This is a genomic window from Accumulibacter sp. (assembly GCF_029255285.1).
GTDB lineage: Bacteria > Pseudomonadota > Gammaproteobacteria > Burkholderiales > Rhodocyclaceae > Accumulibacter.
On the sequence record NZ_JAPUVI010000043.1, the window covers coordinates 94,081 to 105,893 of the forward strand.

Annotated in this window: 10 protein-coding genes and 2 tRNA genes; all 12 read left to right on the forward strand. The window is 63.2% G+C overall.

Features of this window, described 5'->3' with window-relative positions:
- The first annotated feature begins 1 nt into the window (after window position 1).
- The 12 genes from Q1M07_RS06510 (at window position 2) to Q1M07_RS06565 (ending at window position 11,727) form a co-directional block, all read left to right on the forward strand.
- Window positions 2–658, forward strand: coding sequence for a DUF47 family protein (locus tag Q1M07_RS06510; protein ID WP_300452238.1), 657 nt, complete (start codon window positions 2–4; stop codon window positions 656–658).
- Between the two features lie 457 nt (window positions 659–1,115).
- Window positions 1,116–2,591 (forward strand): CHAD domain-containing protein, encoded by a 1,476-nt coding sequence (locus Q1M07_RS06515; protein ID WP_300452240.1) that lies wholly within the window; start codon window positions 1,116–1,118, stop codon window positions 2,589–2,591.
- 51 nt (window positions 2,592–2,642) lie between these two features.
- The gene (locus Q1M07_RS06520) at window positions 2,643–3,413 is read left to right on the forward strand and encodes a hypothetical protein (protein WP_300452242.1); all 771 of its coding nucleotides are present in this window, start codon (window positions 2,643–2,645) and stop codon (window positions 3,411–3,413) included.
- 97 nt (window positions 3,414–3,510) lie between these two features.
- On the forward strand, window positions 3,511–4,233 hold the full coding sequence (locus Q1M07_RS06525) for a hypothetical protein (protein WP_300452243.1): 723 nt from the start codon (window positions 3,511–3,513) through the stop codon (window positions 4,231–4,233).
- A gap of 263 nt (window positions 4,234–4,496) precedes the next feature.
- Window positions 4,497–6,704 (forward strand): SulP family inorganic anion transporter, encoded by a 2,208-nt coding sequence (locus tag Q1M07_RS06530; protein ID WP_300452245.1) that lies wholly within the window; start codon window positions 4,497–4,499, stop codon window positions 6,702–6,704.
- Window positions 6,705–6,954: 250 nt separating this feature from the next.
- Complete coding sequence (locus Q1M07_RS06535) at window positions 6,955–7,461, forward strand: universal stress protein (RefSeq protein ID WP_300452247.1); 507 nt, start codon at window positions 6,955–6,957, stop codon at window positions 7,459–7,461.
- 103 nt (window positions 7,462–7,564) lie between these two features.
- Window positions 7,565–8,182 (forward strand): DNA-3-methyladenine glycosylase, encoded by a 618-nt coding sequence (locus Q1M07_RS06540; protein WP_300452249.1) that lies wholly within the window; start codon window positions 7,565–7,567, stop codon window positions 8,180–8,182.
- A 96-nt stretch (window positions 8,183–8,278) separates the two neighbouring features.
- A complete protein-coding gene (locus Q1M07_RS06545; RefSeq protein ID WP_300452251.1) occupies window positions 8,279–9,247 on the forward strand; it encodes an acetyl-CoA carboxylase carboxyltransferase subunit alpha in 969 nt (322 codons plus the stop codon).
- Window positions 9,216–10,592, forward strand: coding sequence for a tRNA lysidine(34) synthetase TilS (gene tilS, locus Q1M07_RS06550; RefSeq protein WP_300452253.1), 1,377 nt, complete (start codon window positions 9,216–9,218; stop codon window positions 10,590–10,592). Before Q1M07_RS06545 ends, tilS begins: the two co-directional genes overlap by 32 nt.
- 409 nt (window positions 10,593–11,001) lie before the next feature.
- A tRNA-Gly gene (locus Q1M07_RS06555) sits at window positions 11,002–11,077 on the forward strand.
- Between the two features lie 74 nt (window positions 11,078–11,151).
- A tRNA-Leu gene (locus Q1M07_RS06560) sits at window positions 11,152–11,235 on the forward strand.
- A gap of 39 nt (window positions 11,236–11,274) precedes the next feature.
- On the forward strand, window positions 11,275–11,727 hold the full coding sequence (locus Q1M07_RS06565) for a DUF1178 family protein (RefSeq protein ID WP_300452255.1): 453 nt from the start codon (window positions 11,275–11,277) through the stop codon (window positions 11,725–11,727).
- Window positions 11,728–11,813: the final 86 nt, after the last annotated feature.

Sequence of the window (11,813 nt, forward strand, 5' to 3'; positions counted from 1 at the left end):
CATGTCGGACGTAAGCATCGCCAAACCCTCCATCACTCGCCGGCTCCTGCATCGGGTCTTTCCCAAGGTGCCGAATTTCTTCGCCCTGCTGGCCGAACAGAGCGCGCACGTCGATCTCAGCGCGGGCCTGCTGGTCGAGTACATGGGCGCCGACAGTTCGCAGGCGGCGAAGAAGATCGTCGAAGCCGAATATGAGGGCGACAGACTCAAGGTACGCAATCTTACGCTGCTCAACGAGGCGTTTTCGACGCCGATCGATCGCGAAGATCTGCACCGGGCGATCATCAACCTCGATGAAATCATCAATAGCTGCAAGTCCATCGTCGTCGAAATGGATTCTTCGGTTCTGGCGCTCAAACCGGACAAACATTGTCTGGAGATGGCCGTCCACCTGAAGGCTGGGGCCGAGGCGGTGGCCGCCGGCTACGGTCGCCTGGGGAGTGATCCGAAATTGGGACGCACCGACGCCGAGAAGGCCGACAAGGCGGTGCGCAACCTGACGAGAACCCATCGGCGTGCACTGGCCGAGCTGTTTCAGGACGCCGATTTCCACAACATCTTCCGGCGCAAGGAGATCTACAACGAGTTGCGCGGCGCCGGCGATCGCCTCAACGTCTGCAACAGCACCTTGCTCGACATCGTCGTCAAGCTCTGCTGACCCTTCCCTGATGCGGCTTGGGGAGTTGACTCGCTGGTCGCTCCCGACGCCGCCCCGCCCCGCGCCGCAGTTCGCCGGTCGACCGGCCGCTGTTTTCCGCTCGCTGTTTTCCCCCATGTTGCTCGATCCCTGACCGACGGTGTAACGCTGTCACATTGCGTGGCGCTTGAGAATTCATTGCAACGTCCTGTTTTGTTGGAGAAACGCTACCCAGAGGTAATGCTGGAGATAGTACGTTGTGTGTTTTGTTACACCAGTAAACGCTTTCCCAGCGCCCGGGTGTTCGTTCTTGAAATCTGATTTATAAGGGATATTGCCCAGCCTTTGGATCTGGCATGACTCGTGCTCACTGTGACACTGCAAACACCCGGCAGGCGCCTACGACAAAGAAAGGCGATCGGGCCAGGGCTTTTCTTGGTGTGGCTGGAACTTCAGTCCGATTCTCAGGAGCTTACAGATGGACATGGAAAACGAACTCAATCTCTCCCTTAGACCCGGAGTTGCCAACCGGCTGGCACGGCATCCCTTGCTGATCCAGGCCAAGCCGATCCGACAGAAAGTAAGCAACACCTACTACGACACGCCCGATCTTCGCTTGCAGCGCGAGAGCGTCGTGGTTCGCGATCGCAAGAGAGGCTCGACCTGCCTGTCGTCGGTGAAACGGGTTTCCGTGTCTGAGCGTCGGCCGACGAGCGATGCCGAATGGGCGGTAGCCGCCACGCCGGGTGAACTCGATTTTTCACACGTCGCGGATAGCAGTTTGCGGCAGTGGCTGGAGTCGGTCCGTCAGGAATTGCGGCCGGCGTTTACCACCAGCTTCACCCGTGACGCCTGGTTGCTCGAGCCGCGCGCCGGTGTGCGCATCGAACTGGCGCTCGACCGCGGCTGGATCGAAGCGCAGGGTCGTCGCCAGCCGATCTGTGAGGTCGGACTGGAGTTGCTGTCGGGCGAGGTCGCCGATCTCTTTTCCGCGGCCGGCGAACTGCAGACCGAGTTGCCGTTGCACCCGGAAAGCTGCAGCAAGTTTCAACGCGGCTATCGTGTGTTGACCGATCAGGCGCTGCAGGTGGTCAAGGCCGTTCCGGTGGCAAGCGACGCCGGCATGACGGCGATCGCCGCTTTCCGCACGATCGCCCGCTCTTGCCTCAAGCACCTGCAAGGCAACGAGCAGGGAGTGCGCGAGAGCGACAACCCGGAGTTCGTCCATCAGGCGCGGGTTGCGATTCGCCGCCTGCGCTCGGCGATCCGCGTCTGGAAACCGCTGCTGCCCGAGTCCTTCGTGAACGAATTCGATCCCCTCTGGCGAGAACTGGCTCAGAAGCTGGGCGAAACGCGTAACTGGGACGTTTTTCTCGCCGAGACCCTGCCGGCCATCGTCGCCGCTTTCTCCGCCGGCGGGGAGCATGCACGCCTGACACGGTACGCCCGTCAACGCTGCGCGATCAACCGCCGAGCGGCACGCGGTGCGCTTGCGGCGGACGGCTACTCGCGACTGCTGCTCGAGTTCACCGCGGCGGTAATGGCTCTTCCGGAAAGTGACCAGGATCGGCTCGAACGTTTCGCCCCGCGCTGCCTCGACAAACGCGCCAAGCAGGTCAGGCGCCTGGCGGCCGAAGCGCTGGAAAGCGACGCGGCCGCTCGTCATCGCCTGCGTGTTGCCTACAAGCGCCTGCGCTACGCCCTTGAGTTCTTCGCCCCGTTGTTCCCCGGCGAACGGCTGCGCAGTTACCACGTTTCGGCAAGCAGCCTGCAGGAACTGCTCGGGCGACTCAACGACCTGGCTGTGGCCGGCCAGTTGACCGACGAAGCGCTGCCCGGCGAGCCTGGCGAAGCCATTCGCTGCTGGCTCGAGGCGCAGAGTGAATCGCTGCTGCCGGAGCTCAGGAGTGCGCTTGACGATTTTCACCGGCAAGCCGTGCCATGGCGTGCCTGAGAGGGCTGGTGACTCGCCGGACGATCATCGCTCAGGGAAAAAGGTGACACCATGACATGGATTTCCGCTTCGCCGCCGGGCTGGGCAAACGCGTCACCATCGGCGACCAGCACAGCGCCTGACTTTTTTTCGCTGCTCGACCAGCAAACGAGGATGGTGGCCAACTTGGCTCGCGCTCTCGGCGAGATCGTACAGGGCAAGGAGTCCATCCATTCCGTGCGCCTGCTCGACCTCGAACAGCGGCGCGAGGAATTGCGGCGACGCCATCGCGCCGCGGTGCATTCTCTGATTGCACGGGCAGTGAGCGTCGACGAAATCGACGGGACGATGGAAGCGCTTGACCGGGCGGCGGTGAGCCTGCTGCGCACGGCGCGCGGTTTGCATGAATTTCGCCGTGCTCCGCAGGAGGCGGCTTGCAGGATGATGACGCTCATCGAGCGGGCGACCGAAAGCTTGCGGCATGGCTATACCCGGCTGGCAAACGGCTCACCGGCCGCCGAGTTGGATGCCGACGAGGCGATCGGCAGCAAGAACGCTTTGAGCAACTATCGCGTCATCGGACGTCAGGCGACTTTCCTGGTGGCCAACCCGGGGCACTCGCCGAATGCGTTCGAGGCGGATCAGGTGGCCGGCGATCACAGCTTCGAACTGGGGAAACTGTACGGCCATCTGACGGACGTCGCTCATGAGCTTGCCAGTGCTGGCGGCATTCTCAAGAAGTGGTCCCAGCGACTGTCCGCCGGACGCTATCCCAAGGGCGCCGAACCGATTGCCGGGTGGGGCTCCTTGCGCTTTCCGGTTGTCGAGATCTTTGCGACATGAATCTCTCGGCGATCTTCATTCTGGCCGACCGCTTTGAAAAGCCCGCGCAAAGTGGTCCGGCTTACGCTTAATTGGGCATAGGGTTGGAGAATTCATCATGGAAACACAAGTTCAAACTCATGTGGCGGAGAGATCCCTCGGCTCGAGGTCGAGCAAGAGCGATCTGGAATGCTATCTGGACGCCATTGCCGACGCCACCGAAGTTTTCCGGTCGGCGGTCGAGGTCTACCTGAGAAGTGGGCCGGACGGCAGTTGCTGGCAACATGCGAAACGGATGTCCGAGCACCTGCGGACGGTAGAGGATTTACAGCAAAGGCTGGAAACGGCGCTCCCCGCGGGATCGCTTCTCGGCGGTCTGGTGGCGGACATGGTCGAACCGCTGATCGGTGTCGGTCGTCTGATCAAGGACATGAAGCGGCAGATCACGGGCTTTGCCATCGAGTCCGGTTTCTCGGGACCTGGCCGCCGAGTTCCGGCGTATCTGGTGCCCGCTGTCCGGGATCTGAGTGACGACGTCTGTGCGGCGGTGGAAGCGCTGGTGGTGGCCTACCGTCAGAGCGCCGTCTGGTCGGAACAAACGTCGACCGGTGAGGAAGAGCGCCGTGTCGCCTGGTACGAGAGTCAGGCGGATCGCCGGTCGATGGAACTGATTCAGAAGATTTTTTCCGACGAAGACCTGGAGGTCAAGATGAAACTCTCCTTGGCTCAGTTCGTCGAGGAGATCGATCGCGTAGCGGATTACGCCGAGTGCGTCGACCGCGAACTACGGCACAAACACTTCGACACCGTACAGCGCGCTCGCTGTAAAGACCGGCACTGATTGTTCCGTGAGCGGCCCGCGGCCGCGGGTCGGCTGACAGACGCGGCGTGGCCAGAGCCGCGTTTCGTTTCGTCTCTCGGGTGCCGGGCAAGGAAGCGGCGGTCGCCGGTGCGGCCGGCGGCCTCCTGCCGGACCGGTTACGCGTGCCGCCCGGAACCCCGCACCTGGGTGGCGAGGGGTTACGCGGAGTGGATTGGGTCGGCCGGTTGGCGAAGGGGCTTCTCTTGTCGTTGGAGACTGGATAAGGGGTTGAAGCTGTGGAAGTGGCAATAAATTTCAAGAACGACAAACTCGTCGGCGACTTCTGGGGCGGGCTAGCGGCAATGCTCGTTGCCTTGCCGTCGGCGATCGCTTTCGGCGTGACGATCTACGCTTCGATCGGTCCGGCCTATGCCGGTCTGGGAGCACTGGCCGGAATTCTCGGTGCCACCGCCCTTGGCTTGGTGGCGCCGGCATTGGGCGGTACGAACCGGTTGATCACCGCGCCTTGCGCACCGGCAGCGGCGGTGCTCTCGGCCTTTGCCATCGAGCTCGTTCAGCACGGCGTCGCCCCGCCTTTCGTCGTCCTGATGTTGACCGCGCTCGGTCTGGTGGCCGGCCTGCTGCAACTCTTCCTGGGCTTCATGGGGATTGGCAGCCTGATCAAATACATTCCGTTTCCAGTCGTCAGCGGCTATCTGACGGGGGTCGGCCTGATCATCATCGGCAGTCAGATTCCCAAGTTTCTGGGCGTTTCCGGCGGCATCGCGTGGTGGCGGGCACTGATCTCGCCCGAGCTTTGGCAATGGCAGAGTGCATTGATCGGTGGAGTGACTGCGGCGGTGATGATCGGCGCGCCATTGCTCACGCGTGCCGTTCCGGCGGCGATTCTCGGGTTGCTGGCCGGAGTGTCAACCTATTTCGCATTGGCTTACGGCGTGGACCAGAGTCTGCTGCTGATCGAGGGCAACAAGCTGATCATCGGCCCGCTCGGCGGAACGGCGTCGAGCATGCTCGACGCCATCACCGGGCGTTGGCAGGAAATCGGCGAATTGAAACTCAGCCAGATCGGCGGACTGCTCGGTACGGCGTTCACCCTGGCCGTCTTGTTGTCGATCGACACGCTCAAGACGGCTGTCGTCCTCGACGCGCTGACCCGTGGCCGTCACGACTCGAACCGTGAATTGATTGCGCAAGGGTTGGGCAACGTCGCGTCGGCCTGCGCCGGTGGCATGCCGGGAGCCGGACAGATGGGCGCGACACTGGTGAACCTGGCGAGCGGCGGGCAGACCCGCGTTTCCGGTGTGGTCGAAGGCGTGTTGTCGTTGATCGCCTTTCTCGCCCTGGGAGCTTTCATCGCGTGGATCCCGGTGGGCGCGCTGGCCGGCATCCTGATCGTTGTCGGGATACGGATGATAGACCGGCACAGCCTGCATCTACTCGAGTCGCCGTGGACCCTGCTCGACTTCATCGTCATCGTGGCGGTGGTCGCCGTCGCGGTTGGCTACAGCCTGATCGCTGCGTCGGGGGTCGGCATTGCGCTGGCGATGTTCCTTTTCATCCGCGAGCAGCTCAGCAGCACGGTGATTCGCCGCAAGGTAGAGGGCGGCAGCCGTTTCTCGAAGCGCGTCCGCCTGCGGTCGGACATGGAGCAGCTCGAAAGACAAGGGGTCCAGACGGCCATCCTGGAGCTTCAAGGCAGTTTGTTCTTTGGTACCAAGGACCAGCTCTATACGGCGCTCGAACCTGAACTCAGCCGGCGCAGGTACATCGTTCTGGACATGCGGCGCGTCCAGTCGGTCGATGTCACGGCGGTGCACCTGCTCAGCCAGATCAGGGACTCGCTGATCGAACGAGACGCCTATCTGATCTTCAGCAGCCTGTCGCATACCTTGCCGAATGGCCGGAACATCGGCGAATTCTTCGACCAGATGGAACTGACGACGACAACCGAGCATGTCAAGGTGTTTCCCGAACTCGACAGTGCGGTCGAGTGGATCGAGGACCAGATCCTGGGCGCCACCGAGGCCGTGGAGTCGGAGGCCGCGGCGCTCGAGCTGAACGATCTCGAACTGTTCCGCGATCACAAGGAAGAGACGCTGATCGACCTCGAAGCGTGCCTAGAGCGGCGCTCACTGGCCAAGGACGACAAGGTTTATTCGTTCGGCGATCCGGGCAACGAACTGTATCTGATACGCAAGGGCGCGATTCGTATTACCTTGCCGATCGCCAGCGGTGCGGGCGACCATCATGCGCTGACCTATGGGCGTGGCGACTTCTTCGGCGGCATGGCTTTCCTGTCGCAGGCGACTCGGCTCAACGATGCCGTGGCACTCGAGAACACCGAGCTGTACGTATTGCAGCGCGAGCAGTTCGAGAAACTCCGCGAGGAGCACAAACGACTGGCGCTGCATCTCGTCGAAGCGGTCGCCAAGGTGCTGGCATTGCGGCTGCGCTATGCGGACAAGGAACTGATGGCCATGCAGGATTAAAGCGGCGGATGCCTGGCCGCGAACAGTGGGCGATGCCGTCCGCTCCCGCGGACGCTGCCCGGCCGCTTTGCGGTCCAGGCAAGCGAGGCGGGGGCAACGTGCGGCGTCGTTCGCCGCCCAGCCATTGGCTGGGCGGTGTGTCGTCTCGGGCGCGTTGCGCCGCGAGGGCATGGTTGTGGATCGAATTAGGCTATCATTGCGCGCGCGCCTGTTGGCGGCAGGTGGCGACAACCCGTGGGAGAAAATAAGAATGTTCCAACATATCTTGCTGCCGACCGACGGCAGTCAGCTATCGCGAGAAACCGCAGAGCGAGCCGTGACATTTGCCAAGGCGGCGAATGCCAGCATCACCGCTTTGTACGCCAAGCCGGTGGGAAACCCGGACAACTATGGCGATCTGGTGGAGCCGGCCGCACTCGAGCGACTGGTTACCGGTTCCGAAGGGAAGTCCCGGGAGTACCTGGGTTTCATCAAGAAGCTCTGCAAGGAGGCCGGCGTCGAGTGCAGGGCATTGGCCGTGGTTAGCGACACGCCGTGGGAGGCAATCGTCAATGTCGCTGAGGACAATAATTGCGACCTGATTTTCATGTCCAAACACGGCCGGGGTGGTTTGTCGTCCTTGCTGCTCGGCAGCGAGACCTACCGCGTGCTGACCCACTCGAGCATTCCCGTACTGGTATATCGCCCGCCTGAGGTGGACGCGAGCCGACGCAAGGCCAAGGAAAAGGCTCGCGAGAAGGACCGGAAAAGAGTCTGAGCGTGAACCGTGCGGCAGGCAGGCGCGGTCCGCGCGTAGGCTGGCGCACGATCGGCGTTGCCCCGGCGGCGCTCTCGCCGATCAGCACCGCCAGTATTTGCCCATGATGCCAAGCTATTGGCAGAAAGCGTCGGCCGATCTGGCGCGGGCCGATCCGGTATTGAGCGGTTTGATCGAACGTTTTGCCGGAACGGCGCTCGTTTCGCGCGGCGAACCCTTCGTGACCCTGCTGCGCTCGATCGTCGGTCAGCAGATATCCGTCAAAGCGGCCGACAGTGTCTGGGCTCGCTTTCTTGCCGCTTTGCCCTTACTCACGCCAGCCGAGATTCTGGCCTGCGAGCCGGCGATCCTACGTGGCTGCGGCTTGTCGGCGCGCAAGGTCGAGTACGTGATCGATCTGGCCAGGCACTTCGCGAATGGGCAGATTTGCGCCGATCAGTGGTCTTCGATGAGCGACGCCCAGATTGTCGCCAAACTCACGGCGGTGCGCGGCATTGGCTTGTGGACTGCTGAGATGTTTCTGATCTTCAACCAGTTGCGTCCGGATGTCTTCCCGCTCGACGACATCGGATTGCAGCGTGCGGTGGCGACGCACTACTGCGGCGGCGAGCGGCCGGCCCGACAGCGGCTCGCCGAGCACGGCGAACGCTGGCGCCCGTGGCGCTCCGTCGCGACCTGGTATCTCTGGCGCAGCCTGGATCCGCTGCCGGTCGACTACTAAGCCGGCGGGGCGCCTTGCCGCCAGCGGGCGATGGAGTGGTCTTTCGTATTAGAATAGCGGGCTTCCGCATCAGCACGCTGGCAATTACGGTTCTTCATGAAAACCACTTTCCTCGAATTCGAACAGCCGATCGCCGACCTCGAAGGCAAGATCGACGCGCTACGTCTTGCGCAAGACGATTCGTCGCTTGACATTTCCGATGAAATCAGGCGCCTCGAGGAGAAGGGTCGGGCGCAGACCCGTGAGATCTACGCCAAGCTCAGTGCCTGGCAGGTCTCTCAGGTTGCCCGTCACCCGCAGCGCCCCTATACGCTGGATTATCTGCGCCTGATGTTCACCGATTTCGAGGAACTGCACGGCGACCGCTCTTTCGCCGACGATCACGCCATCGTCGGCGGTCTGGCGCGCTTCGATGGCCACTCCGTGATGGTGATCGGTCACCAGAAGGGGCGCGACACCAAGGAAAAAATCTACCGCAACTTTGGCATGCCGCGCCCGGAAGGTTACCGCAAGGCGCTGCGCCTGATGCGGCTGGCGGAGAAGTTCGACCTGCCGGTCATGACCTTCATCGACACACCGGGCGCCTATCCCGGCATCGACGCCGAAGAACGCGGTCAGTCCGAGGCCATCGGCCGCAATCTCTACGCCATGGCCGAGCTGAAGGTGCCGATCATCGTCACCATCATCGGCGAGGGCGGGTCGGGCGGTGCGCTGGCGATCGGTGTCGGTGACGTGTTGCAGATGCTTCAATATTCGACCTATTCGGTCATTTCTCCCGAAGGATGCGCCTCCATCCTCTGGAAGAGCGCTGAAAAGGCGAGCGAGGCGGCAGAAATCATGGGCATCACGGCACCGCGCCTGAAGTCCCTTGGTCTGATCGACAAGATCGTCGACGAACCGCCGGGGGGCGCCCATCGCGATCACGCCGCCATGGCGCAGACTCTTGGCAAGGCGCTGCGGGAAGCCCTGCACAAACTTTCCGCCGTGCCGGTCGGCGTACTGCTCGCGGCTCGCCTCGACCGCCTGCTCGCCTATGGCCGCTACGCAGAGCAGGCGGCAGGCTGAGCTTCCTGCGTACACGGCGAGCGGGCAACTCCGGCGAACGCTGACGACGTTTCTCGGCGTCCGCTTGGCGCCCGCCGCCCGCTTGTGTGTCGGTCTTTCCGGCGGGCGTGACTCAGTCGTACTTCTGCATGCCCTTGGCCAATTGCGCGAGCAGGGGATTTTCGGCTCGCTGACCGCTGTTCACGTCGATCACGGACTAAGTGCCAAGGCCAGCAGCTGGGCTGGCTTCTGTACCGACTTCTGTCGTCAGCAGGACGTGCCGCTCGAAATTGCCCGTATCAAAGTACCGCGTGGCGACGCCGAGGGCCTGGAAGCGGCCGCGCGCCGCGCGCGCCATTCGGTGTTTGCGAGCTGCCGCGCCGACTGGCTGGCGCTGGCGCATCATCAGGACGATCAGGCCGAAACGATCCTGTTTCGCCTGCTGCGCGGCGCGGGCGTCTCGGGCGCCGCCGGCATGCCTGCCGAGCGCCCGCTGGCTGACGGGCTGCGCCTCATCCGGCCGCTGCTCGATACGCCGCGAGCGCTGATCGCTGGCTACGCGGCCGAGAATTCGCTGGCCTGGGTCGAGGACGAGAGCAACGCCGATTGTCGCTATCGGCGCAACCACTTGCGATGTGCGGTACTGCCACGCATCGAGGAGGCCTTTCCGGCGGCGGCACGGACTCTCGCGCGCGCCGGCGCCCACTTTGCGGAGGCGGCACGCTTGCTCGACCAACTGGCGCAGACCGATCGGCTGACGGTTGTCGGGGCAGGGGGGAGAATCGATCTGGCCCGCTTCAATGCGTTGCCCGCGATGCGGGCGCGCAATCTCTTGCGCTGCGAGCTGATGGCAGCCGGCTGGCGCGCACCGGAAGCGCGTTGGCTTGATGAGGCGCTGCGCCAACTCGCCACCGCCAGCGATGATTCGCAGACCTGCATCGCGACGCTGGACGGAGAGGTCCACGTCTATCGCCGTCAGATCCACGTCTGCGGTCGTCGGCGGCCGCTTCCGGCGGCAGCGCTTGCCTGGCGGGGCGAGGCGCGCCTGGCCTGGGGTGATCTGTGGCTCTCCTTTTTGCCGACTGTTGGCGCCGGCATCAGCCGCCGCCTGCTGGTCGGTACGCACGTTGGCGTGCGTACCCGGCAAGGCGGCGAGCGTTTGCAGGTCGACGCCGGGCGCCCGCGCCGGACGCTTGCCAAGCTGCTGCAGGAGGCCGGCGTGCCACCGTGGGAACGTGTGTGCTTGCCGCTGCTATGGTCGGATGATCGGCTGGTCTGGGTGGGTGGCATCGGCGTAGACGCGTCCTTCGCCTGTGCCGATGGCGAAGCGGGAATAGTGATCGCCTGCTCCTCGAGCGTGAATTGAGGTGACGCCGAAACCCGCGCCGTCCATCGTGGCGGAGTGAATCGTCCGGTCGCCGTGGCTTCCTCGCGATCGTTTGGCCGACGAAGGCGCTTGCTTCTTCCATCGCCGGCGGAACGAACTCGGTGTCGAAAGCAGGCCGATAGACGACCACCGGGTAGCGCTTGGCATTCACCGGGTAGGTGACCCTGGCCGGAGTCCGTTCCCACGGCGGCTGGCCTTGATGGAACGAAGCATGCGTTCCGAACGCCCGCGGGCTTCCCGCGCAGGCCAGTAGTGTCCCCCTAGATCGGAGTAGAAACCAGAATATTGACAGGCATTGCCGGCAACCGGATAATGCGTAGCCTGGATGGCCAAAGTGCCGCTGCGCTGACGTGATCCACGTTCCGGCATCGAGAATGCGTCCTTAGACGCGGGAGTAGCTCAGTTGGTAGAGCGATACCTTGCCAAGGTATAGGTCGAGAGTTCGAGACTCTTCTCCCGCTCCAGAATCCGCAGGGAATTTGCGCCAAGCCGCGCTCTTCCTTTCTTCCATCGCGTGGCAGGTATAATTGCCTAGCTTGCCCGGATGGTGAAACAGGTAGACACAAGAGACTTAAAATCTCTCGGCCTCGCGGCCGTGCCGGTTCGATCCCGGCTCCGGGTATGGCTTTCTCCACTGCAAGCCTCCATATTCTAAGCACCGATGATCATTTTCGACCTTGCCTGTCCACACGGCCACCGTTTCGAAGGGTGGTTCCGGTCGAGCGAGGATTTCGATCGGCAGTACGAGCGCGGTCTGACTTCCTGTCCGCAGTGCGGATCGCTGGCCATCAAGCGCGTTCCTTCGGCGCCTCATCTCGCGAAGCAGACAGCGGCGTCGACGCCATCGCACACGCCGGCTGCGGCTTGGCAACGGCCGAGCGTCGATCCGCGTAGTGGAGCGCTCGCTGCCTATCGGCAGCTTACGGAGATTTTGCTGGCAAACTGCGAGGATGTCGGCGCCCGCTTCGCCGAAGAAGCGAGACGAATTCATTACCTCGAGGCGGAGGAGCGCTCCATTCGTGGCGAGGCCACGCGCGAGGAGTACGAAGCGCTGCGCGACGAAGGGATCGAGGTTTTGCGCCTGCCACGCTTGAAGCCGGGGGATCTGCACTAAGCATGGGCGACCGCTTCGCCGTGCTGGGCACCTGCGGCAAACGCTCGAGGCGGCTTGGTGTCGCCCGACCACCTGCACCCATCACC